17 protein-coding genes and 1 tRNA gene are annotated in these 23,232 nt (G+C 61.2%); 12 read left to right on the top strand and 6 right to left on the bottom strand.

The window, feature by feature from the left end:
• Positions 1-228: 228 nt before the first annotated feature.
• The 3 genes from G5S37_RS09435 to G5S37_RS09425 all read left to right on the top strand — a co-directional run bounded on the left by G5S37_RS09435 (position 229) and on the right by G5S37_RS09425 (position 4,855).
• The gene (locus tag G5S37_RS09435; protein WP_165203043.1) at positions 229-870 is read left to right on the top strand and encodes a hypothetical protein; all 642 of its coding nucleotides are present in this window, start codon (positions 229-231) and stop codon (positions 868-870) included.
• 220 nt (positions 871-1,090) lie between these two features.
• Complete coding sequence (locus tag G5S37_RS09430) at positions 1,091-3,508, top strand: DUF1549 and DUF1553 domain-containing protein (RefSeq protein WP_206026372.1); 2,418 nt, start codon at positions 1,091-1,093, stop codon at positions 3,506-3,508.
• A 48-nt stretch (positions 3,509-3,556) separates the two neighbouring features.
• Entirely contained in the window at positions 3,557-4,855 is a 1,299-nt protein-coding gene (locus G5S37_RS09425) for a DUF1501 domain-containing protein (RefSeq protein ID WP_165203039.1), read from the top strand.
• Positions 4,856-4,898: 43 nt separating this feature from the next.
• Here G5S37_RS09425 and G5S37_RS09420 read toward each other — a convergent pair.
• From G5S37_RS09420 to G5S37_RS09410, 3 genes are all read right to left on the bottom strand, one after another.
• A tRNA-Ala gene (locus G5S37_RS09420) sits at positions 4,899-4,974 on the bottom strand.
• 92 nt (positions 4,975-5,066) lie between these two features.
• Positions 5,067-5,363: a hypothetical protein gene (locus G5S37_RS09415; protein WP_165203037.1), complete on the bottom strand. Its 297-nt coding sequence runs from the start codon at positions 5,361-5,363 to the stop codon at positions 5,067-5,069.
• A gap of 549 nt (positions 5,364-5,912) precedes the next feature.
• The gene (locus tag G5S37_RS09410) at positions 5,913-6,425 is read right to left on the bottom strand and encodes a hypothetical protein (RefSeq protein ID WP_165203035.1); all 513 of its coding nucleotides are present in this window, start codon (positions 6,423-6,425) and stop codon (positions 5,913-5,915) included.
• Positions 6,426-6,874: 449 nt separating this feature from the next.
• On the opposite strand from G5S37_RS09410, the gene G5S37_RS09405 reads away from it, so the two are divergent.
• Positions 6,875-7,141, top strand: coding sequence for a TRASH domain-containing protein (locus tag G5S37_RS09405; protein WP_165203033.1), 267 nt, complete (start codon positions 6,875-6,877; stop codon positions 7,139-7,141).
• 256 nt (positions 7,142-7,397) lie between these two features.
• Here G5S37_RS09405 and G5S37_RS09400 read toward each other — a convergent pair whose 3' ends face one another.
• On the bottom strand, positions 7,398-9,284 hold the full coding sequence (locus G5S37_RS09400; protein ID WP_165203031.1) for a polysaccharide deacetylase family protein: 1,887 nt from the start codon (positions 9,282-9,284) through the stop codon (positions 7,398-7,400).
• 238 nt (positions 9,285-9,522) lie between these two features.
• Here G5S37_RS09400 and G5S37_RS09395 point away from each other — a divergent pair, with 238 nt between their 5' ends.
• The 3 genes from G5S37_RS09395 to G5S37_RS09385 all read left to right on the top strand — a co-directional run bounded on the left by G5S37_RS09395 (position 9,523) and on the right by G5S37_RS09385 (position 10,933).
• Positions 9,523-9,849, top strand: coding sequence for a hypothetical protein (locus tag G5S37_RS09395; RefSeq protein WP_165203029.1), 327 nt, complete (start codon positions 9,523-9,525; stop codon positions 9,847-9,849).
• A gap of 164 nt (positions 9,850-10,013) precedes the next feature.
• Complete coding sequence (locus tag G5S37_RS09390; protein ID WP_165203027.1) at positions 10,014-10,286, top strand: hypothetical protein; 273 nt, start codon at positions 10,014-10,016, stop codon at positions 10,284-10,286.
• Positions 10,287-10,450: 164 nt separating this feature from the next.
• Positions 10,451-10,933: a hypothetical protein gene (locus G5S37_RS09385; RefSeq protein ID WP_165203025.1), complete on the top strand. Its 483-nt coding sequence runs from the start codon at positions 10,451-10,453 to the stop codon at positions 10,931-10,933.
• 302 nt (positions 10,934-11,235) lie between these two features.
• On the opposite strand, the gene G5S37_RS09380 is transcribed toward G5S37_RS09385, so the two are convergent.
• Positions 11,236-11,700, bottom strand: coding sequence for a hypothetical protein (locus G5S37_RS09380; RefSeq protein WP_165203023.1), 465 nt, complete (start codon positions 11,698-11,700; stop codon positions 11,236-11,238).
• A 32-nt stretch (positions 11,701-11,732) separates the two neighbouring features.
• On the bottom strand, positions 11,733-12,881 hold the full coding sequence (gene nspC, locus G5S37_RS09375; protein WP_165211478.1) for a carboxynorspermidine decarboxylase: 1,149 nt from the start codon (positions 12,879-12,881) through the stop codon (positions 11,733-11,735).
• 143 nt (positions 12,882-13,024) lie between these two features.
• Between nspC and G5S37_RS09370 the strand changes: the two genes are divergently transcribed.
• The 5 genes from G5S37_RS09370 (at position 13,025) to G5S37_RS09350 (ending at position 23,225) form a co-directional block, all read left to right on the top strand.
• Complete coding sequence (locus G5S37_RS09370) at positions 13,025-14,380, top strand: SHD1 domain-containing protein (RefSeq protein WP_165203021.1); 1,356 nt, start codon at positions 13,025-13,027, stop codon at positions 14,378-14,380.
• 389 nt (positions 14,381-14,769) lie between these two features.
• The gene (locus G5S37_RS09365) at positions 14,770-15,081 is read left to right on the top strand and encodes a hypothetical protein (RefSeq protein WP_165203019.1); all 312 of its coding nucleotides are present in this window, start codon (positions 14,770-14,772) and stop codon (positions 15,079-15,081) included.
• Between the two features lie 81 nt (positions 15,082-15,162).
• On the top strand, positions 15,163-17,697 hold the full coding sequence (locus G5S37_RS09360; RefSeq protein ID WP_165203017.1) for a DEAD/DEAH box helicase: 2,535 nt from the start codon (positions 15,163-15,165) through the stop codon (positions 17,695-17,697).
• Positions 17,698-18,021: 324 nt separating this feature from the next.
• Positions 18,022-18,462: a BlaI/MecI/CopY family transcriptional regulator gene (locus G5S37_RS09355; protein ID WP_276617031.1), complete on the top strand. Its 441-nt coding sequence runs from the start codon at positions 18,022-18,024 to the stop codon at positions 18,460-18,462.
• A 41-nt stretch (positions 18,463-18,503) separates the two neighbouring features.
• A complete protein-coding gene (locus G5S37_RS09350) occupies positions 18,504-23,225 on the top strand; it encodes a M56 family metallopeptidase (protein WP_343229915.1) in 4,722 nt (1,573 codons plus the stop codon).
• Positions 23,226-23,232: the final 7 nt, after the last annotated feature.

Below are 23,232 nucleotides of genomic sequence, written 5' to 3'. Positions count from 1 at the left end.
GGTCTCAGGCTGCGAGACGTTTCTCCTTCGCTTCACCGCCAAATTAAGTAAAACCCAATTTTTCCAATTTGCAATTTTAAGCAAAACCGTCACGTTTGAAACCATCAGCCCCGCTCAACCCGGGGCTCATGCATTCCGCCACGTCTACCGCTCACCTGAGCAACGACCAGAGCCCCCACTGGCCTGCTGCAACGGCTGCTTTTGTTGCCAACTGAAGTCTGCCAGGTCATGAAAACGTCCACCTTCCTCACGGTGCTCTGCGCCGGATTCACGATGCTCGCGGTGACGCTGGGCGCGGAAGAAAAGCAGAAACGGAGCGAGGTGTCTGACTATCCCTTCTGGAACTCTCCCAAGCGTGGCTACGTGCTGGCCTTCGTTCCCGGCCTGAACGCCACGCTCCTGCTCACGGAAGCGCAGCGGGAACAAATCGCCAAGGCGCGCGCCGAGATGATGCGTGATGCGGCCGTGCAGGCAGCACGCGGCATTTCAAAGTCCGACCCCAGCGTGACTGCTGAACAACGCGAAAAGGCGCGTGCGACCCTCGATACAGCGATGACCCGCCTGCGCGAGCAGGTGAATGCCATCCTCACTCCGGATCAGAAGGCGCTCATTGAAAAGATCAACGCCGCCCACGCGGCTGCCATTGAAGAGACGGGCATCGTGTATGCCGACAAGTTCGCCTCTGTGAAGGCGGATGAAGCGGCACGAAAGCGCATCCAGGAGGAGAAGACTCAGGACACCGAAGAGCAGTTCCTGAACAAGCTGGATGGCATTCTCAACGAGGGCCAGAAGACCGCCATGACCCGCGCCGCGGAGGAAGAGCTGCAGCGCAACGCCAGGGCGGCCACCGCCAAAAAGTCCCTGAAGTAACCCCAGCCGCGACAGGACTCGCGGGGGCAGAGTGAAAGAAGGGAGGAAAAAGAGGAAAGGAAAGGGCACGATGAGAACTTCGACTCACGCAAGACCTCGATTCTGGTTTGCTGGCATCTTACTCGGAGTGATGGCAGCGGGTGTGCGAGCGGAGCCAGGGCCGGAGGTGGCTGCCGCTCCCACTGCCGCGTTACCCAAGGAGCCAAGCTTCCGGCGGCACGTGATTCCCTTGCTGAGCCGCGCCGGGTGCAGCACGCGCGAGTGCCACGGTTCCTTCGCGGGACAGGGCGGGTTCCGGCTTTCGCTGTTCGGCTATGACTTTGAGAACGACCTCAAGCAACTCACGCAGGATGCCGACGGTGGTGAAGGCGAAGTGCGGGTGAATCTGCAGGAGCCTGCGAAGAGCCTCCTCGTGATGAAGCCCACGGTGCAGATGAGGCACAAGGGCAAGGAACGCATCGCGAAAGGTTCGTGGGAGCACCAGCTCCTGCTGGAATGGATTGCGAAAGGCGCCAAGGATGACCCGGTGGAGACGAGTGAGTTCGAGCGCCTGGAAGTCACCCCGGGTGAAATCGTCTTCACAAAACCAGGTGAGAAGATGCAACTCAAGGTGGTCGCGCACTGGAGGAACGGCACGGTGGAGGATGTGACGCGTCTCACCCGCTTCCGCTCGAATGACGACTCCGTGGCCGGCATTTCGGAGACAGGTCTCGTCGAGTGCAAGACGCGTGGGGATACGCATGTGGTCGCCTTCTACGACAATGGTGTCGCGCCTATTCCGGTGATGCTGCCAGTCAGCGAGCTCCTGGGTGGTGAGTATCCCGCAGTCCGCATTTCCACGAACGTGGATGAACTGGTCGTCGCCAAGCTGCGCAAGCTGGGCATCGTGCCTTCGGAGCCGTGCACGGATGCGGAGTTCCTCCGCCGCGTGAGTCTGGATGTGGCGGGCACACTGCCGACACCGGAGGAAGTGACCGCTTTCCTCGCGGACGAGTCTCCGAATAAGCGCGCGACGAAGATCGATGCCCTGCTGGATTCACCCGGTCACGCTGCGTGGTGGGCCACACTGCTGTGTGACTTCACCGGCAACAGCGCGCGCCAGATTTTCTCCGAGAACGTACCCGAGCTCAATGGCGAGTTCGCCCGCCAGTGGTGGGAGTGGATCTACTGGCGGGTGAGGAGGAATGCACCGTACGACAACCTCGTCGCAGGCATCGTGCTGGCCCGGAGTCGCAGTTCACCGAACCAGTCCTACAAGGATTACGCGCTGGAGATGGCCTCCTACTTGCGGCAGGAAAATCGTGCCGACTTCGCGCGGCGCGATACCATGCCCCACTTCTGGGCGCGCAAGAATGTGCAGAAGCCGGAGGATCGCGCGCTGGCCTTCGCCCATGCCTTCCTCGGTGTGCGCATCGAGTGCGCGCAGTGCCACAAGCATCCCTTCGACCAGTGGACCAAGGCGGACTACGTGCAGTTCCAGGCCTTCTTTGAGCCCGTGCGCTACGACAGCGACATCCGCCGGGACAATGATGTGAATTTCGTGTCCGCGACCAGGGAACTGCGCGCAGCGGCGGGCGGAGGCATGGGCAATGCGATGCAAGCACGCGATGCACAGAGTGAGGAGATGCGGCGGCGCATCAACAGCGGTGAGGTCTTCCCCATTCATGAAGTATACATCGCGACGAGGAGTCCGCGCAGCACCATCGCGCGGCAGAATGCTCAGGCGTACTCCGGTCGTGTGCTCACGCCGAAACTGCTCGGTGGCGATCAAGTGCTGCTCACGGACTATGCAGACCCTCGCGAGCCACTGATGCAGTGGCTGCGCAGCCGGGAGAATCCCTTCTTCGCCCGTGCTTTTGTGAACCGGGTGTGGGCGGCTTATTTCCATCGCGGCCTCGTGGAGCCGGCGGATGATCTCAACCTCGCCAATCCTCCGGTGAATGCGGCGCTGATGGATTACCTCGCCGATGAGTTCGTGGCGTCCGGCTATGACATGAGAAAACTCCACCGCACGATTCTGAATAGCGACACCTATCAGCGGAGTTGGAAGCCGAATGCCACGAACGAACTGGACGACCGGAACTTCAGCCGCTTCGTGCTGCGCCGTCTCCCTGCCGAGGTGCTGCTGGATGCCATGACGCTGGCGACGGCAGCGAGTGACCAACGGCGGGACTTGGTGGACGATGTCGGCGCCCGGCAGATAGGGCCGAACGTCGCGGCCTTTGGTCTGGGCGATCCCATCGGTAACAAGAACGTGGCCGACTATGCGCTCACCACCTTCGGCAAGCCGGTGCGTGAGACAAACTGCGACTGCGAACGCACCGCCACACCCACGCTGCTCCAATCACTCTACGCGCGCAACGACCCCGACCTGATGGCCCGCATCGAGAGAGAAGGTGAGCAGGCATCTTCGTGGATTGCCGAGCTTCGCGCTGCGAATCCCTCCGGGCGCATCGAGAGCGCCAGACTCGAGCACACCATCAGCGAAGTATTTCTACGCACCGTGAGCCGGCCACCGACGGAGACAGAACTTCAACAGGCACGGTCTGACATTACCGCAGCACCGGATACCATCCATGGCCTGCGCGATCTGCTCTGGGTCCTGCTGAACACGCGCGAGTTCAGCGTGAATCACTGAATCCTGTTCCATTCCACTCACCCACCCCACCCCAACCCATCCAGGCTTATGAACTTCCTCAACTCTGGTGGCATTCAGCGGCGTGATTTTTTACAGGTCGGCGCGCTCGCCGGCATCGGACTGGGCCTTCCGGAATACCTGGCTCTGGCAGGCGAAGGCGCGGAGCAGGCCACGGCCAAGGCCAAAGCTGCCATCTTCGTGCGACTCGGCGGCGGCCCGAGCCACATGGATACCTTCGACCTGAAGCCGGATGCTCCAGACACGCATCGCGGTGAGTTCAAGGAAATCGCCACCTCGGTTCCCGGCATCCGTATTTGTGAACACCTGCCGAAGCTGGCGCAGTGCGCGGACAAGTATGTGATCTTGCGCGGGGTGAGCCACAACCTCGCGGCGCATGAACTGGGCGTGCAATACCTCGGCACGGGGAATCGGCCCGTGCCGGCGTTGCGTTATCCTTCCTACGGCGCGGTCGTGGCAAAGGAACTCACCTCGCCACGGGACCTGCCTCCCTATGTCGCCATCCCCACGGAGAGCGGCTACGCGACCGGCTACCTCGGCGTGGAGCACGGTCCCTTTGAGACAGGACCGATGCCTCAGGCTGGCAAGCCCATGCGCGTGCGCGGCCTCACGCTCGGCAATGGCGTCACCCTCGCGGATGTGGATCGACGGCAGGATATGCTCAAGCGCTACGACAGCGCCTTCGGTGACTTCGCGAAGCGAGACAAGCTGCTGACCGGCATGGATGAATTCAGCCAGCGTGCGCATGCCATGATGCGCTCGGACAAGACGCGTGAGGCCTTCGACCTTGGCCGGGAGTCTGCCACCATCTCGGGCCTCTTCGGCACGGACTCTTTCTCGCAAAGCTGCCTGCTCGCCACGCGGCTCGTCGGGGCCGGGGTGCGCTTCGTCACCGTGAACCTTGATGGCTGGGACACCCACAGTGACAACTTCCGGGCGCTGAAAACGCAAAAGCTGCCGGTGCTCGACTCGGGCTTGAGCGGTCTCTTCCTCGCGCTCCATGAGAAAGGGCTGCTGGAGTCCACGGCGGTGCTGGTGACCGGAGAGTTCGGCCGCACCCCTACCATCAATGCACGTGCGGGTCGCGACCACTGGCCACGTGCCATGTGCTGCCTGCTCGCCGGCGGCGGCATTCAAGGTGGCCGGGTCATCGGCGAATCCGATGCCAAAGGCGAAGGTCCCAAAGACACGCCCATCTCGCCCGACAACGTGGCGGCGAGCTTCTACCAGACCCTCGGCATCGACCCACGGAAAGAGTATCACACGCCCACGGGAAGACCGGTGATGCTGGTGCGGGACGGCGCGCCCATCAGGGACCTGCTGGGGTGAAAACCCGGGGGTAAATCCCCAAAACCACTTACTCCTCGTAAAGTGGTGGAGCATAGCGGATTCGAACCGCTGACCTTCTCAATGCCATTGAGACGCTCTACCAACTGAGCTAATGCCCCGTGCAAAACCGGGACGGAGAGACTACTCAGGGGGACCAAGGTGACAAGTGTTTTCTTTTCTTTAATCACCACAAAATCGGCTCACCCCGCCATCAGCCCCGCAGATTCGGAGCGCTCACAGTTGAAGGAGGCAAATCACGCAGCTTCGGACTTTGCGAGATGGAGATTGAGGTCGAGGTCAGCCCGGCGGCATCTGCCACCCAGCGGCTGAGGGTGGCAAGACCGTCCACCAAGGTAGAGAACAGGGTGCCCACTCCCATGGCGAGGAGGATAAGGGGAAAAAGGAAGATGGTACTGAACAGAAGCGCCGCACAGCGATACCGCATGGGCAGCACGGAGGCGCAACGGCGGAGGACGACAAAGGGCTTGCGAGACGACCTCGATTTCATCTGGGAGGAAGGGGGGCGAATGGGGGTTACACAACGGCGACACATCCGCGAGACCGCATCTCGTGCAGGATCCGGCCACGAACGCAGCATATTCGCGCGAGGGTGCTGCGGTGGATGGGTGGTGTTAGGGAAGCCATGGTAGGATTAGGCCGGGATCGGCGTGGTAAGCGCTGCGGGGACAGGAATGTCCCCGATCCTTTGGGGGAGGACGACTCCGCGTCTTTGCCTCCTCTGCTGCGAGAGGCTCCAGCTCCTGTGGCGAATACCCTCCCCTCCTCTGCGCCCTTCGCTGCTTTGCCCCTTTGCGGTTAACCTGAGTCGGCCTCGTGATATGAACTCGCGAAGGGTCTGGACAACTTGCTCCTACCACACGGCAGCGGCGGGTTGAAAAACCCGCCAACCGCTGTCCGGTCAGGAGACCGACTTCCTCGGCACCTTGTGGCCATTCCCTTGGGCATGGGCAAAAAGAAAGCTGGAGCAGACACCTTTGCAGGTCATCACACTCCAGCTTTGAAGGGAATTCGGGAGGCCTCGAAAATCAGGCGGATTTTAGCGTTCGATCCAGGCGACCATGCCGCTCTCGTCGTGGGGACCGGTGGCGATCACGGCGAAGAGGTACTCAGAGTCGACGGAGATGGGATAGATCAGGGAGCCGTGATTGATCTTGTGGCGGGCATCCTTGTAGTAGGGGGACTGGATGGCCCAGATGCTGCCGTCATCGGTCTTGTAGCGCCGGCCGTCGCTCATCACATCCACCACGCGGTAGGTGCGACCGATTTGCGGCGCGCGCACACCCCAGGGAGGAGGGTTGCCGTAGTCAGGCAGGAAGGGCTTCCTCCTGCCCAGACGCATATCCCACACGCTGTAGCCGTCTTCTGGGGAGCGGTACACATTGAAGGCCGTGTTCGTCTTGGAGAAGGTGGAAATGGGCACCGTCCGGGTGGGAACAACATTGGTATGCAATTCCGGACCCGATGTGCAGGAGCAGACGGTCATGGTGACCATGGCTGCGGGCAGCACATGACGGAAACGGGAGACGAGTGATGCGAGCAACGCCTTCATATGGTGTGATATAATATACGTTAAGGGGTGGCCTGTCACGTGTCGAGAGCGTCGGGAGAATAAAAGAAAAAAATAAATCGCCCCGTAAACGCCCAGCGTTTGTGACTATCCGGCAGACGTAATGGTCAATGCCTGTAGAAGGTCTGGCGGGAGGCGGCATCGGTCCACTCGAGTACTTGTCTTGTCCCGGCTCCCCCACCCGCTTGGTCCTGCCCTGCCCTGCCCTGCCCCGCCCCGCCCGTCCCGTTCCTGCTCCTTCTCATCCGGGAAACGAGAAAGCGAAGGAGGACCTTGCAGGCCGGGCACAGCACAAGTACCCACGCGGACTGCGCCTCCGGTTACGTATCTCTCTTTGCCAGTGCTCAGACTTGGACTCTGGCTGAACCACCGGTCCATTCCACTCGACTCATTCATTCCATAAACCTGCCTATCAACCCCGCCCTACTGTCATGAAGCTCACCCTGACTCTGCTCTCCACCCTGTTCCTCGCCGTCGGAATGATGCAAGCCGCCGACAAGAAAGTCGAAGGCGTGCCCGCGACCTACCCGCTGAAGAAGTGCGTCGTTTCCGATGAGCCGCTGGGTGAAATGGGCAAACCCGTGAAGGTCTCCCACGGCGGCACGGATGTGTATCTCTGCTGCAAGTCCTGCAAAGAAGACTTCGAAAAGGACCCTGCGAAATACGTGGAGATGGTGAAGAAGGCCCAGAAGAAGTAGGCGCCTGCGCATGGCAGAGCGCTGCCGCCGGCATCAGCCCTCAAGGAGTGGGGACATTCCTGTCCCCATTTTGGGTAGAGAGCCGGTAAGTGGCAAAGCTTCCCCCGTCGGCATCCGCGATGCTGCGGAGACTTTTTTAGTGGCTCACCCTGCTGGACAACAAATGGGGGCAGGAATGCCCCCACTCCTTGAAGGCTTGCCGGCCCTTCAGAAGGATACCTTTGCGTTCTCTGCGATCCTTTGCGGCTATCCCTCTTCAGTTCTCCTTTTCCTGCAGCGTGATGGAGAGCGCACCTTGTGGCACCTCAGGCAGGAAGAGACTACCCCCCTCCAGGGTAGCGCCACTGGGCAAAGGACTGCTCGCGGAAGGCTTCCACGCGGGAGGAACATAGAGCGTGATGCCCTTGATCGCAGTCGGGGCAGTGATGGAAAGTTGGACCTGTCCGGCCTCGCGGCGCGTGACGTCGATCTCCAATTGTTCGCGGGCGCTCCACCAGTCGCCGAGTTGTCCGATGGTGCCAATCCAGGCCATGGGTTTCAGGCGGGGCAGGATGAGCTGGAGAAACCGATGCTTGTGTCCGATGACATCTGGATGGGACAGCACGACGAAGCAGCCGCCGTATTGCGCGAGCTGACCGGCCAGTTTCATGGCGCCCTCCACACGCTGGTCCATGAGCGGGAGATGCTCGTCCTCCACGGCTGCGGGGAACTCAAACACGTTCGTGGAGGCCGTGTATTCGTGGTTGTAGTTCTTCCGGTAGGGAAGGTAGGTCATCACGTTTCCCGAAGTGACAGAGGAAGTGTAATGGTAGCCGGAGGCCTCCATCGCCTGGGCAAGGCTGGGAGGACAGGCAAGGTAGCCGGGGCGGAAGGAGCGGACGTGCGCACCGGTGATGCTCTCGAGCAGGTACTTGCTCACCCGCAGCTCACCCATGACGGTGGCGTTTCGCGTGTCCCCCTTCCCCTTCACACGCGGCTGGTAGTCCGGGTACTTTTCGCGTCCGTCGCCCAGCGGCAGGCTGGCGAAGACATCCGTGTGGGCCACCGAATGGCTGGCAATCTCCATGCCGCTCTCATGCAGGCTGCGCAGGAGGCCCACCGTATCATCATTGAAGAAGCCGGTGTCGAAGTAGTCACGGTAGTACTTTGCCTGGATGAAGAAGGTGGCAGGCACCTCGTTCTTCACGAGCAGATCGCGGTAGGCCGTCATGTTGGCCATGGACTTCACGTAGTCGATGTCCAGCGAGATCACTGCGGAGATGCTCTTCCCCTCCGGCACGGTATGCACGGTCACCGCGAGGGGCTCATGCTTCTGGTAGAAATGGCGCAGCAGGCGCAGCCACACATCCACGGTGGGCTCGTACTCATTCACGTAGGCCCGGGAGGCCTCGTCATCGCGATCGTTCTGGCACTTCAGGATGAAGAAGCCGAGGTCAAACCCCAGCGCCATGGCCAGCCCGCCTCCGGGGTGCTCTTTCGCAATCCAGGCGGCCTGCCCGTCCTGAAAGGTCGCCAGCACCTGTGCCGCCCCGGAGTAGTTCTGGGTGCCGGTCCATGACTGCGGTCGCTCGGGATTCCCCAGGCGCACGGTGCGCTCACGCTCGTCCTTCAGCCAGTTGGTATCTGCGTGGTCCGGGGAGAGTTTCACCTCGTAGTGGGAGCGGGATTCCTGCACATCCGTGTAGCCGAAGAGATCCTTGAGGTCCGTGCCCAGCACCTGGGTGGCCAGGAGGCAGCCGCCGTCCGCCACATGCTTCCGCAGAGTCTCCTGCTTTTCCCGATCGAGAAGCTTCCCTGAAATCATGGGATACACCAGCACCACTCGATGCTGCACGGCGACCGCGGGATCATCCGTGATGATGTAGGGTATGCCCATGGTTTCCAACGCATGCTGCACGCCGGTCCAGGCGGAATTCGGGTCGGTGAGATAGACAGCCATCCTGCTGGGGCCTCCCTTGCCGAATTCCTTCCACGCCGTCAGCGGGGACGCGGCCGGAGCGGGCAGCCCCTCCTCCAGAGGACCTTTTAGCCCCTGCAGGGCACGGTAGCTATCCCGGGGCAGAAGGAAGAAGCCGCCCACAGCTACAGCAAGCAGGATGAGGGGAAGAAGGGCGGCTAGAGGGCGCAGACGTTTACGATTCATGAGCAATGCCTAAGATGCCCGCCGGGCGAGCAAAACCGCCAGGGAGCCTCTTTACGGTCACGGCGGAGTCCAGAGTTCCCCGGACCGGGAGTACTTTGCAACGCAATTCCACGCACTTTTCCCAGAAAAGCCCCTTGCACGGGCACCCGCCGCTTTCTTTTCAGCTTTTTTGTGCCTAAATTGAAGGGTCCTTCAGATGCGAAGGTCGAAGCGTGCCATTAGCAATATGTTTCCCGCCATGCCGCCGACATACCGAATCCGCGAGGATGTGGCTCGTGCCACCGTCGCGTTCCTTGTACAAGCGAAATCCCAGCACGCTTCACTGTTTGCCGGGAGTCTCGCGCGTTCGGTATTCGAGTCGCCCACCACTTCCCGCTGGGCTGCGGGGATGGGGCACCACGTAATCATGTGGGAGAGCAATACGGCGCACCAGATCATCGATGACCTGCTCGTTCTGCAGGAGAAGTCGGGTGGCTCCGTCAGCATCTACGGCCTCACACTTTCCTACGTGATTCTGGAGTGGGACAATCTGCTCTTGAACACGGACCGCAGCCGCGCAAGCTGAGGGCCGGCATCGGGCGAAGCGGGCGATTAGCAAGGTCAGCGCGGCAATCTGCAAGAGGACGGATGTGTTCCGTCTGTCGGGTACGCGAATTCACCAGGAGGGCACATCCGCACCGGGATGCGGGCTGCGAATCGGTGCGCAACCCCTAACGCCCCCGAACCCCCATGACTGAACTGGAATCTCTCGCCCTGAAGCTGGCCACCAACAATGCCATCAATCTCCTGAAGGGAGAAGCGCTCGCCATTGACGGGCATCACTGGTTCGACGCAGCGGCCGCTGCCTGTGAAGGGAACACACGCGCCATCGAAGCGTTGCGTTTCCTTGACTTGGCGGGCATGCTCGAGAACCACCCCACCAATCCGGACCTTGTGCGCCCCGTCGCAGGGCCAGGGCCGGCCAAACCTGCTCCTCTGGTCTATGATGCCATCGCCGCGTGACGTCCTCACCTGTCGTGACGCGACGCCACACACCGTATTTTTTCCAGTGACCTGAGAAACTGGACCGGGTAATATCCGCCGTAGTCCCCGCTTGCCACTGCCCGCGTTTTGTTTCGTCTCGTGGGCAGTGCCATCAAGCAAGGAGCGGATGCACCGGTCCGGCCATGAGCAGCACGTCCTCTTCACGTTCCCATGTCCTGATGTGGTGCCTGGGTGCGCTGCTTCTCCCTCCACTCCTGTATGTGCTCAGCGTGCCGGCAGTACTGCGATGCGCGAGCATCAAATGGCATCCCCAGGATCTCAAGTACTCCAGAAAGGTGCCACAGTGGGTGCAAACCTATTGCACCCCCTACAACCGCGTGCTGGACAGCGACACCATCCTGAAGAAGCCGCTCGAGGGCTACACTGGACTGTGGGGATACAAGCGCAACCCGACCACGATGCGTGCGGAGGAGACGGCACGCAAGATAGAGGAAGCGCGCGCCCAGATAAAAGAGGTGCAGGAGAGAATGGAAAAGAAACTGGGGCGCCCCCTCGGTATCAAACCTCCCCCCAGTCTCCCTCCCCGTGCGCCTCCTCCCTATCTGGATCTCGAGCCCGCGGCCACGCCTCGTGCTTCCGGAGGGGCGTCGCGGAAGTCCCCGTAGGCATACCGCAACATTTTGCCCATAAGACAATTCTCATCTTGATGATGCCTCTGGGAAAAGAATTGCGGCGTGGGGCAGAACCCTCAGAATACACGCGTGCTGCATGGGGATGAGGCCCTTTGCAGAAAATTGGGAATGGCACTGCAACCCGAACTGAACACATCATGTCCACAGTTCCGCCACCACCACCGCCGCCACCGCCACCACCGCCTTGATGAATCATGGGGCGGCACAGGATGTGTCGCCCCGTGAGGTCGTGATATGACACGACAGGCTGGCGTGCACCACACGCGCCCACCCTCTCACCACTCCGCGCCCACGGCGTAATCGTCTTCCTCATCGGGGAAAGGACGGATTTGGAAGTGTCGCCGGAAGATGCTGTCGAGCATTCTCGCCGTTTCCAGTGGGGTCATGTCCCCGAGGGCGTAGACGTGCCCCCCGCCTGGCGCATGGTCCTGCTCACTTGGGCCTGTCACGGGTGAAAGATCAAACGCGCCGGGTGACTCGAGTGGCTTCTCGCTCAGGATCTCCAGTGTGCCGCCACGCATGCGCACCTCAGCCATGGCATAAGCTTCCGGTCGCGCGCCCTGCCCCTGGGCGCAGAAGGTGATCCACCGCGTCCACTCCGGGAGGCTGCGCAAGCGGTGGATGGCGTCCTCCATCGCCGCGATCGCGTTGTCGAACGTCCCATCGGGATGCTCCATGAAGGGCTTCCCCTCCTGGCGGGGCGCCGTGGAGCCGAAGAGCTTTTTGAGCAGGCTGATCATTCCCTTCACCTACGGGAGCAATCGCCGTGGTTTTACGAGAGCTTGTTGCGGAAGTCCTCGTAGCCGAAGCGGCGCACCACGCGGAGTTCATCCGTGACGGGATCGTAGGTGTCGATGTCCGGATGCGGCACGCCGTTGAAGGTGGTGGTCTTCACCATGGTGTAGTGCGCCATGTCCGTGAAGACCAGCTTGCGCCCTGGCTCCAGCGGCTCGGCGAAGGAGTATTCGTTGATCACATCCCCCGCGAGGCAGGAGGTGCCACCCAGCTTGTAAGTGTGCGCGAGTTCACCAGGCTGGCCGCTGCCGATGATCATGGGACGGTACGGCATCTCCAGCGTGTCCGGCATGTGGCAGGTCGCGGAGACATCGAGAATGGCCGTCTGCGCGCCGGGTTCGCCCACGAGATCCAGCACAGAGGCGACGAGGTAGCCGGTGTTCAGCGCGATGGCTTCGCCGGGCTCGAGGTAAACTTCCACGTCATGACGCTCACGGAACTCACGCACGAGGCGGATGAGACGCTCCACGTCATAACCCGGCTTCGTGATGTGATGGCCGCCGCCCATGTTCACCCACTTCACCTGCTTGAGGAATTTCGGAAAACGCTCTTCCACTGCTCTGATGACAAGCTCCAGCGCATCCGACCCCTGCTCACAGAGGGCGTGGAAATGAAGGCCCTCGAGCCCTTCGAGGTCACCGTCCTTGATCTCCACCGAGCGGGTGCCGAGGCGGCAGCCGGGTGAGCACGGGTCATACAGCGCCACTTCCACGGTGGACTTCTCGGGATTCACGCGCAGGCCGGGGCTGGGTGCGTCCCTTCCGGCGGCCTCGATCATGGGGCGGAATTTTTTCCACTGCTGCACGGAGTTGAAGCTGATGTGGCAGGCGATGGGGATAATCTGCTGCATCTCCTCCTCCTTGAAGGCGGGGCAGTACACGTGCACCTCCTTGCCAAATTCATGGTGTGCCAGCAGCGCCTCATTCAAACCGCTCGCGCAGCAGCCGCTCAGATATTGGCGCACCAGCGGGAAGGTGGAGAACATGGAAAAGCCCTTCAACGCCAGCAGCACCTTGCACCCGGCCTCGAGCTGCACGTGGGCGAGCAGTTCCAGGTTCTTTTTCAGCAGGGCAAGATCCACCACATAGGCGGGAGTCTGGACACGGGCGGGGTCGAAGGAAAGCATGGGGTGGGTACGTTTGCTGGACATCCCCCGGGGTCAAGAAACAACGGCTACACACCCGTGGGAATCTTGGGTTCGTATCCGTTTTCTCCGCAATTCGGCTGGAAGGATTGACGCTTTGCGCCGTGTTCCTGTAATACATTTATATGCTTCCCACTTCCCTCACCCGCCCCGCTGCCGCCCTGGCGTTTTGCCTCGGAGTCGGATGGTGCAGTCTTGCTCCTGAGGCTTCGGCAGCCGCGCCCGCTGAGATGCGGACGTGGACAGATGCCCAGGGCCGCACCATGCAGGCCTCGCTGGCGGGCATCGAGGGTGACCAGGTGCACTTCCTCATGTCCGGCGGACAGACCATCAAATTCCCCATTTCGAAGCTCTCGCCCGCAGACCAGGATTTTCTCAAAAAGAACACGGCCTCCACGCCCGCCCCTGCTCCCGCTCCGGGAGGCAGTGTGCCTGCGACTCCCGCCGGAGTGACCGCACGCCTGCCCATCGAGAAACGCGTGTGGCCCAAGGAAGTGGAAGTGCCCGCGCGCTCCATTGAAATCGCCGTGGTCTCGGAGAAGCCGGAGGAGAAGAACTGCGTGTACCAGTCGGAGGCTTTCTCCTTCCACTCGGAGGAGAAGCTCGCGGGCAGCGTGATGAAGGAAATCGCGCGCACGTTCGAAGCGACCCGCACCCTGCTGCAGACACTGCCGTGGGCCATCGACCCGAAGCCGCCGGTGGATGTGGGCCGCTTCCAGGCGAAGTTCTTCGCCAGCCGCCAGAGCTACATCGCGGACGGCGGCCCGGAAAATTCCGGGGGCGTGTACATGTCGCGCGACCGCACCTTCCGCATTCCCTTCCAGAGTCTGGGACTCAAGCTGCTGGGCAAGACCTGGGCGAAGGATGATGGCTACTCGAATGACACCATCATCCACGAGATCACGCACCAGTTGATGCATGACTACCTCGCCTTCCTGCCCACGTGGGTCATTGAAGGTACGGCGGAGTACACGGAAATGCTGCCCTACAAGGCAGGCCGCTTCCGCGCAGCCGCGCATGAGAGCGGCTTCAAGGAATACCTGCAGCATGCCGAGGAACGCGGCGTGGGCCTGGCGGACATCAATGTGGCCGGTCACCTGATGATGAAGGGCGACGAGTGGCGTGCGCAGGCGGACAGCGGCGGCCTCGCGCAATTCCGCCTCTACTACGCCTCGTGCGTGATGGTCTACTACTTCTGCCACCTCGATGGCGACGGCAAGGGCACACGCTTCCTGAAGTACCTCGACAAGATCGCGGAAGCTCGCGAAGCATGGAACGCCTTCTTTGCCAATCCGCTCGTGAAAGTGGACAAGGAAACCGGCCGCTACTCGTGGAATTCCAACCAGGTCACGCCCCCAGCCTTCAAGCAGAATGAGGACTTCGGCTTTGAACAACTGCAGATCCTCATGGACGGCCGCACGCCGGCGCAGCTCGAAGCGGACATGAAGGCGGGGTTCAAGAAGATTGGGATCAAGTGGTAGGGGGCCGGTACGACGGTAAGCGGTGCGACAGTGGGACGGTGAGTGACGCCTCGTGAGGTAGCTCATTGTCCGGACGTTTCCGATTAATCGCAAAGGGACAAAGCAACAAAGGACGCAGATGCACCAGGAAGTCGGATCTCCTGACCGGACAGTGGTTGGCGGGTTTTCCTACCCGTCTTGGGACGCTGCCATCCCCATGAACGTAGTGCCACCCAGCATTCAACCCTCTTGAGTTTTTTGCGTCTTTTTGCGGCTAATTTCATTCTGCTCGCAACACCCAGCACCTCAAAACAACGCAAAGGCAGGCCTCAAGAAAATTGGCACGAAATGGGAGCAGTGGTAAGGATGGCGGCGATGTCGCAAGGTAACCAACATCTCTTCAGTACACGATGAAATCCGAGGCTCTGCTCTTTGGCCTGGTGCGGGCTGTATCGTGGATCGTGGCGTTCTTCGGGACGTTCTGGGCAGCGCGCATGGCCGTGAAATCGGTCGGACAGCACACCGATGCCACGCTTCTCTCACGCACGAGGTGGTTCTTCGTCGTGCTGCTCGTGGTGTGCGTGGCAACCAATCTGGTTCCTCAGCTCCTCAAATCGCAGACCTGGGGCATCTGGCCTCACGCGGGTGTCTCCATAGGCACGGCGGTGCTGATGGTGGCTGGCGCGGTGGCCGCCTTTCGCCTGTGCTTCCGCAAGGAGTAAGCGGAGATGTGCTGATATCTTCGAGAGTCGCAACCCATCCTCGGGTTGACTCCCTGACCTGCATTGTGGAACGTTTGATCCTTGAATCTCGAAGGTCTTACTCATCAACTGAAGCTGCCCGACTTGTGGCAGCATGCCGCGGTGAATCACCTGCGTGCGGGCAAGGACGTGATTGTGAGCGCACCCACCGGCGCGGGGAAGACTTTCATCTTCGAGCTCCTCGTGCAGGCGCAGCATTTCAAGCGGCAGATGGTGTACACCGTGCCCACGCGTGCGCTGGCAAATGACAAATTCGCCGAGTGGACGGATGCCGGATGGAGGGTCGGCCTGGCGACAGGTGACCTCTCTGTCAATGTGCATGCCCCGGTGCTGGTGGCCACGCTGGAGACGCAGATTGAGCGGCTGCTCATGGGCGAAGGTCCCGCGCTGCTGGTGATGGATGAGTATCAAATGATCGCGGATGTCGCGCGTGGCAGTCACTATGAAGGCGCGATTGTGCTGACACCGCCAGGCACGCAACTGCTGCTGCTGAGTGGCAGCGTGGCGAATCCGAATGACCTCGCGGAATGGATGCAGCGACTCGGCAGACAGGTGGAAGTAGTGGCCACGCGTGACCGTCCCGTGCCGCTGGACGAGGTGCCGGTGGAGACGCTCCCACAACGTCGCAACATCGAAGGCTGGTGGCCACGCCTTGCCGCTGCGGCATTGGCAGGTGACCTTGCTCCGCTGCTCATCTTCGCGCCGCGCCGTCGTGACTCGGAGAGCATCGCAAAGAAGATTGCCGATGCCCTGCCGCCCGGTGAACCGCTGAACCTTACCACGGAGCAGCGTGCACTCGCAGGAAAGGATATCACCGCGCTGCTGGAAAAGCGTGTGGCCTATCACCACAGTGGTCTCGCATACGCTGTGCGCGCGGGCCTGGTGGAACCGCTGGCGAAGGCGGGGCAGCTTCGTGTGATCGTAAGCACCATGGGCCTCGCCGCAGGCATCAACTTCAGCGTGCGCAGTGTGCATGTGTCCTCCACGCAGTTTCATGATGGCCTGACGGAACAGCAACTCACGGGAGATGATCTCCTGCAGATGTTTGGACGTGCGGGTCGTCGTGGATTGGATGAGCGCGGCTATGTCATCACCTCGCGTGACAGTCCCTCGCTCATGGATGCTCGCCCGGCCACGCTGCGGCGTGGCAGCAAGCTCTCCTGGCCACTCTTCCTCCGCGTGATGCGCCGCGCAGCGCTCGATGGCCGTGAGCCGTTCACCGCAGCAAAGGAATTTGCACAGCGACTCTTTGCCAAGACACCCCCGGAGCTCGGCCTGGAGGAGACCTCGGGATCCCAACCCGGTGGCAAGACAGGCGAGTCGATGTTCGGCCTGAAGGGCACACGCAAGGAACTGCGCAACAGCGCCGGCGTGTGGGAGGAATGGAAGACGAACAAGACCGCGCAAGTCTCCTTGGGAGAAGCCACGCGCTCGGTGGAAGCATTTCACGGACCTGCGCTGGCGGATGCACGTTTCGTTCAAGGACTGGCAAACGGACTCGGTCGTGTATTCAAGCTCACGAAGCGTGACGGCTCACAGCTCTATGGAAAAGAGCTCGCGCTGGGCCGGGTGGAGCATGTGCCAGCGGGCGCGCCGGACGCCTCGGCAGAGGTGCACACGGAAACGATGTACATCACGCCCACGCATCACCTGCGCAAGCTGTTGAAGATTCCGCGCCACATCGAAGTGGTCACGATGGAGAAGGTACAGAGCGTGGCCATCCCGAAACTGCTGCCGCACTTCGAAGGCGCGAGCTTCCTTGCTGTCGTCGAGAAGGAAGGACTGCTCTATGCGCAGTTCGACTTTGCCCCGCTGCTGGTAGAAGCGACACAAGACGCGAGTGGCAAGTGGGTTGCCAATGCCGAGGTACGCACGGTGGAGCGTGCCACCGATACCGCTCTCACGGGTACTGGCCTCGAAGGTCTACTAAACGCGCGTCCCGGCACCCCGGTGCATGCTTGGCGCTCGCTCGGACTGGTGGAGAGTGATGGCGCGCCGACGCGACGCGGCATCATCTTCAGCTTCTTCCAACACGGCGAAGGACTCGCTATCGCAGCAGCGCTGGAGGACGAGAGCTATCCCGTCAACGAACTCATCCTGCACACCGCGAACCTGCGCAGTGATGTGCATTTTGATTTGCCTGAAGGCGGCAGCAGCGAACGCCTCGCCGCCGTGTGCCGCGCGACCTATGGGTTTGTGAATCACCACGGTTATCTCGAAGCCGGATTGCCGCTCGGTTATGGCGAAGGCACGGCGGAGTTGCTGGGTTTGATCGCGGGCATCTCAGCCACGGCGATTGCGAACGCGACGAATACGAAAGCCAAGGGCGGCGGCCGCGAAGTGGCGGAGGGTGACCTGAGCCGCGCGTATATCGAGTGGCTCAGTTTGCTGCGCCATATCACCCGCGCACCCGCGCATGACTGGCCGCGATGGAGTGACTTGCAAGAAGCCGCCAAGGTGGAACTGGAAAAGCACCTCATCGCTTCCCAAGCCACGCTGCGTCCGAAGCTGCCACCCCTCACGCCGAAACAGAAGCATGACAGGCCGAGGCACTATTTGCTGAGAGAGCAGCGGTGATGCGCTCTCACACTTCGAAACTGAAGGATGCTGACGCGTAGCGTCCTTGGACTGCGTGCAGCCTGCTGCCGCTTTGAGAGTCCGCAGCCTGCTGCGGCGATCGCGACACTTGCTCACAAGGTCGCATCCCCAGAGAGACATTTGGCGACTTCGTCGCGGTGCAGTGTGCAGCAGGCTGCACTTTAGGAAAGCGGCAGCAGGCTGCACGCAGTCCAAGGCCTTCGGCTCATTCGCAGTATCTTTTCAGCACATACCCGCCCTATCCGTTTACACCCGTAAACATTTTACGTTGACGTTTGTAAACGGAATGTGCCATGTTTGGACATGGCTGTGAAAAAATCATCTCCTCCACCCCGCACACCTCACGCGCCTGATCCCATTTCCATCTCCACCGCGGAGTGGGCCGTGATGAAACTTCTCTGGGAGAATGCTCCCCAGAGTTCCCCGGACCTCTGCGAAGCGCTCGCGAAAAGCCAGGGATGGAAACGGGCCACTACCATGACCCTGCTGCGCCGTCTCATCGACAAGGGTGCCATCTCTGTGGAGGGCGGAGCGAAGCGCTGGCTCTACGCGCCTGCGGTAGACAGGGAACGCTGCATCGCCCAGGAGACGCGTGGATTCCTGGACCGTCTCTTTCAAGGCGCGCTGCTGCCCATGGTGGCCCACTGCCTGGAGCACCAGAAGCTCTCCAGGAAGGAACTCTCCGAGCTCCGGGCCATGCTGGATGAGGCGACGGAGAAGAAGGAGAAGGGCCGGCAGTCCTGACATCATCTTCCATCACACCAACGATTTCATCATTCACGGTCATGACACCGATTCTCGAAAACGTCTTCCTCACTGTCCTCAGCGTGTCAAGCAAGGCCGCCCTGATGGCGGTGATCATTGGACTCCTCTGCCTGTGTCTACGACGCTGGATTCCGGCAGGTTGGCGGCATGGCCTGTGGCTTCTCGTCTTCCTCCGACTGATGAGTCCAGAGAATTTGGGTGAGTTCCGTTGGGCGCTGCCATCCTGGCCCGATCAGGCGCAATTGGAGCATGTTCACCGGCAAGTTGCGCTGGAACCAGGACAGGAAATCTCGTCCGCACCGGACACGGCAAAGCCGGCTATCACATCATCTCATCACGTGATGCCCCCCACATCGTCGGAGGCGTCCGAGGTGCCATCCTCTGCCGCGTCGCAGCCCACCCTCATGGAAAGCTCTGCGGCCCCGGTGCTTTCAAAGGAGACTCTGGCACCACCAACCATCGTCCCATGGATGCTCATTGCCGCAGGACTGTGGCTGACAGGTGCGATCGCATGGTGGGCATGCCTGATCGTGGGATGGTTGCGCTTCCGGCATCGCGTGTTGCGAACTTCCACACCAGCAACGGAAAGTCTCACCCGCATGCTGGCAGAGGTTCAGGCCCAGGCAGGAACGAAGAGTCGCGTAAAACTCCGCGTGACGGAGAAGCTGCACACTCCCGCGATCTGCGGCTTGTGGCGGCCGGTGATTCTGCTTCCGGCAGAGGCAGTGCATGCGCTGCCTGAGGAGAAGGTGCGCCTGCTCCTGCTGCATGAGCTGGGTCACACCCAGCGCATGGATGTGATGCTCCAGGTGCTGTCTTCCGTGTTCCTGGGACTGCACTGGTTCAATCCCCTCCTCTGGTACGCACACCGCCAGTTCCGTGCCGAGGCGGAGGAAGCGACGGATGCATGGGTGCTGGAGCGTTCGGGCAGCAGTGAGACGCGGCGCTATGGTGAAGTGCTCATCGATCTCGCGGCGCGTTGTTCCTGGATGGGCTGGCTCTTCTTCCTCGCGCCCTCCGTCATCGGTGCTGCGGAGAGCGGCAGCAGCCTGCGCACACGCATTCGTGCCATCACCACGTACCGCCGCGCCTCGCGTTGGTCGGTGCTGGTGGGCATCGGATGTGTCGCCGCGATGATTGTCACGGGCATGACGCAGGCACCCCCGGAGGAGAATACCAACGCAACAGACAGGAAGAGCACCTCCACGGCCAGCTCTGCGAAAGCCGACGCTCCCGAGAAACAAAACACGACCACTCCCACGAGCAAACCCAAACCCGCAGACCTGGCCACGCCCGGCTTCTTCATCGCTGAGGAAAACAAGGTGGTGCTGAAGGCAGGCACCACCTTCCCGGTACCACCGCCAAGGAAGGACATGGCCGCCAAAGATATCGGCGGAATCGTCGTGGATGAAGATGGCAAGCTCGTGGCAGGCGCCAAGGTGAACGTCGATATCTTCAGAAAGCCCGAAGGCTACCAAACTCCTGTAGTCGTGACCTCCGATGCGGAAGGTCGCTGGCTGATGAAGGGCATCCCTGCGAACGCGGAACTAGCTACAGGCTCGGCTGGCCGCGAGAAGAGGCCAGAATTCATGGTCACCGCTTCGCATCCCGACTATCTCTCGCTGGATCTCTACTACGGTGTCCCCTCCCCCCGCCCGCAGACAGCCGACTTCCGCCAGGGCAAGGCGGTGCTCATCATGGAGAAGGGTCTGGTGATGAAAGGCCGCGTCACGGATGCCAACGGCAAGCCCGTGGCGGGTGCGAAAATTTATCGTGGCTTTCGAGAGCGGAACATCGCGGACCCTACCACGACCACGGACGCAGAGGGTTACTATGAGCTGAAGCACGCCCGCGCCGGACTCTGCCGCATGCGCATTGAAGCGAAGGATTGCGCTGTGTGGATGAAGCGGGAGGAAATCACGGAGAGCGGCACGTGGAATTACCAACTGGAGCCTGCGAAGAAGCTCACCGTGCGTGTGGTGGATGGCAAGGGCCAGCCCGTGCCGGAAGCCCACGTAGAGCTTAAAGGCAGCACGCATGAGGATCTCGGTGGTGGCAGCATCGTCTGGGGCACGGTGGATAAAGAGGGCAAGTACACGTGGGATCAGACACCGCGGCGTGATGTCTCTGCCAACGTTTCTCACGACGCTTACCAGGACCAGAAGGTGCCGGTGAAGGAAGACGAGACCGAGGTCACCGTCACGCTTCAGCCACGGCACCAGATCACGATCAAAATCAGAATCGTGGATGCCACCACGGGCAAGCTGGTGCCAGACTGCACCGTGGAGCGCGGGCAGGCCTTTCCCCGCACACGTGATGATGAGGACACAAGGACCACATGGCCGCCGAATCCTCCACTGAAGGCAGACGCGCATGGCATGCTGGAAGATACTCTGCACGAGGAAAACGAACTCGTGGTGTACCGCATCACCTCCGAAGGATACACGCCATTCGTCACTCGCGTGCTGGACAGCAAAAACGACAAGACCATCGAGGAAGTGAAGCTGCGGCCCGTGAAGGCTCTTACAGTGCAAATCCTGCAGCCGGATGGACGTCCTGCCGCCAGGGCGTTTGTCTATGCTCTGCTGCGCACACAGGGATTCTCGATCGAGGATTTGAGCACTCGCGTCAACATCAACGCGGTCGGCTCCAGGGAGCCTCTCGAAGCCAGTGTCGAAGCGGATGAGAATGGGGTCTGCGCCCTGCCCTCAAGTACCGATGACACCGTGCTCCTGGTGGTGCATGAATCAGGATTCGCCTCTGCACTCTGGTCAGACATGCCCCGGGGCACGGGATGGAAACTGGGACATTGGGCCCGCGCAGAAGGCACCGTGCAGGATGACGGCAAGCCCGTCGCGGGTGTGGAATATGAATACCAGGGTAGCATGGCGCTGCCGGGCCAGCATTATGTGGGTGTGCGGTTCAGAGCCACCTCCGATGCGGAGGGGAAGATTGTCATGCCGCGAGTGTTCCCGGCCAAGCAGGCCCATTTCGCCGAGCTCTTACCGGCAAACAGCTATCGCAGCACCTACTCGCAACGCATGGGAGAATTCGAATTCAAAGTGACGCGCGCTGGGGAGACCACGCACTTCGACCTCACCCCCATGGCGGAAAAATCATGGACCGTGACGGGACGCTTCGTCACGGAAAGCGGCCCCTTCATCAATCGGCGCCTGCCCAACTCTTTCCTCATATCCAAGGAACGGACGACCAGCCCAGGAAGTCACAGCGAGTTCAACACGGCGAACGTGCGCAGTGACGGGACCTTTGAGGCCGGGCCGCTTACTCCGGGCGAATATCGCATCCAGCTTTGGGACAAGGACAAGCTAAACTTCACGGTGAGGTCGCCACTGCTGACCCTGCCGGAGGTGCCACGCGGTGCCACGCTCAAGGAAAAGCGGCGTGACCTTGGCGATATCGTGCTGTTGGACCACGCCTCTTCCGAGACCAAGCTCCAGACACCGGAAGGCCGCGCCCGCTTCCGCATCACGGTGACTGACACGGAAGGCAAACCCCTGCAGGGGGTCAGCCTCAGGCCGCAAGCATTTCGTGTGAAGGAAGACTCCGGTACCTGGATAAATCTGAAACACGCCCTGCCAGATCTCTCGCGAGAGCCGGTGCTCACCGATGCCCGTGGCGTTGCCGAGATGGAATGTTCAGCGAAGACCACCGACGGGAACACCCTCACCGAGTTGCAGCTCCTTGTCCTGCGCGACGGCTATCTGGGGGACTACGCGTTCTTTGCCAGGGCAAATGTGAACTCCCCCTTTTCCCTGCGCAAAGCGGGTACAGTCATCGCGAAGGTGACCTGGAACGGCAAGCCCGTGGATAGCGATCGCTTGTACATCACCAGCACCAAGGAGAGTTCGGATGCAGACAAGGGATTCATCCGTGGGGCGGATGGGACCTATGTGAACCGCTCCCTGCGCGAAGGTCCGCTGCTGGTACAAGCCCTGTGGAAATCTGACGAAGGCAGCCTGCTCTACAGCAAGCCGGTGAACGTGATAGTAGCGAACGACAAGCCGGTTGATTGCACCCTGGAGCTGGAGCCGGGCCAGCGACTCAAGGGCCGCCTCGACTCGCAGCTTCCCCGCCCGGTGAAGAACACACGCATCGGCGTGTGCGTGGTGAATCATGTGAAAGGAAATGAGAACGCTCTCATTTCAATCCGTGACTGGCAGGAAGTGCGTGAGGATGGAACGTTTGACTTCACCTCGCTGCCACCCGGCGAGGTTCGCGCAGTCGTGCTGGCAGAGGGCTGGATGCACACCTATGATCCCAACTCCTGGAATACCGTGCGTCCCCTGACACTCACCATGCCTGTGCCTGACGAGGTCGTCATTCCCATGGCACCCACGGCCTCCTGCGAGGTACTGGTGCTGGGAAAAGATGGCCGGCCACTCCCAGGTGTGCTGGTGACCGCCTCACCCAATCTCACCTGGGAGGGCCAGGGCAATGGCTACCTGAACATCGATGGCCCCCGACTGGACGAGATACTGAGTGCTCCGCTCAACCCAATGCCCGATTGGGACCCCTTCAAGAACAGGTGGCGCTCCTACGACGTGACTACGAATGCCGAAGGGCGTGCCCTCCTTATCAATCTGCCCGCAGGCTCTCAGCGCCTCCACGTCCTTTCCAAAGCGTGGAAGCCCGGGGAGGACGTCAACACGCTTGCGAAAGGTCGTAGTGAGGAACTCGAGCTGGGGATGACGGGAAAGGTGGTCCTGCGTGTGCAGCGGTGAGCTGGAA

The organism is Roseimicrobium sp. ORNL1 (assembly GCF_011044495.1).
Taxonomy (GTDB): Bacteria; Verrucomicrobiota; Verrucomicrobiia; order Verrucomicrobiales; family Verrucomicrobiaceae; genus Roseimicrobium.
This window is presented reverse-complemented; position numbering and strand designations above follow the sequence as displayed.

Excerpts from the sequence above, each read along its gene's own strand:
- G5S37_RS09435 (WP_165203043.1), top strand. The coding sequence starts at position 229 with ATGAAAACGTCCACCTTCCTCACGGTGCTCTGCGCCGGATTCACGATG.
- G5S37_RS09425 (WP_165203039.1), top strand. The coding sequence starts at position 3,557 with ATGAACTTCCTCAACTCTGGTGGCATTCAGCGGCGTGATTTTTTACAG.
- G5S37_RS09415 (WP_165203037.1), bottom strand. The coding sequence starts at position 5,363 with ATGAAATCGAGGTCGTCTCGCAAGCCCTTTGTCGTCCTCCGCCGTTGC.
- G5S37_RS09410 (WP_165203035.1), bottom strand. The coding sequence starts at position 6,425 with ATGAAGGCGTTGCTCGCATCACTCGTCTCCCGTTTCCGTCATGTGCTG.
- G5S37_RS09405 (WP_165203033.1), top strand. The coding sequence starts at position 6,875 with ATGAAGCTCACCCTGACTCTGCTCTCCACCCTGTTCCTCGCCGTCGGA.
- G5S37_RS09400 (WP_165203031.1), bottom strand. The coding sequence starts at position 9,284 with ATGAATCGTAAACGTCTGCGCCCTCTAGCCGCCCTTCTTCCCCTCATC.
- G5S37_RS09395 (WP_165203029.1), top strand. The coding sequence starts at position 9,523 with ATGCCGCCGACATACCGAATCCGCGAGGATGTGGCTCGTGCCACCGTC.
- G5S37_RS09390 (WP_165203027.1), top strand. The coding sequence starts at position 10,014 with ATGACTGAACTGGAATCTCTCGCCCTGAAGCTGGCCACCAACAATGCC.
- G5S37_RS09385 (WP_165203025.1), top strand. The coding sequence starts at position 10,451 with ATGAGCAGCACGTCCTCTTCACGTTCCCATGTCCTGATGTGGTGCCTG.
- G5S37_RS09380 (WP_165203023.1), bottom strand. The coding sequence starts at position 11,700 with ATGATCAGCCTGCTCAAAAAGCTCTTCGGCTCCACGGCGCCCCGCCAG.
- nspC (WP_165211478.1), bottom strand. The coding sequence starts at position 12,881 with ATGCTTTCCTTCGACCCCGCCCGTGTCCAGACTCCCGCCTATGTGGTG.
- G5S37_RS09370 (WP_165203021.1), top strand. The coding sequence starts at position 13,025 with ATGCTTCCCACTTCCCTCACCCGCCCCGCTGCCGCCCTGGCGTTTTGC.
- G5S37_RS09365 (WP_165203019.1), top strand. The coding sequence starts at position 14,770 with ATGAAATCCGAGGCTCTGCTCTTTGGCCTGGTGCGGGCTGTATCGTGG.
- G5S37_RS09355 (WP_276617031.1), top strand. The coding sequence starts at position 18,022 with ATGGCTGTGAAAAAATCATCTCCTCCACCCCGCACACCTCACGCGCCT.
- G5S37_RS09350 (WP_343229915.1), top strand. The coding sequence starts at position 18,504 with ATGACACCGATTCTCGAAAACGTCTTCCTCACTGTCCTCAGCGTGTCA.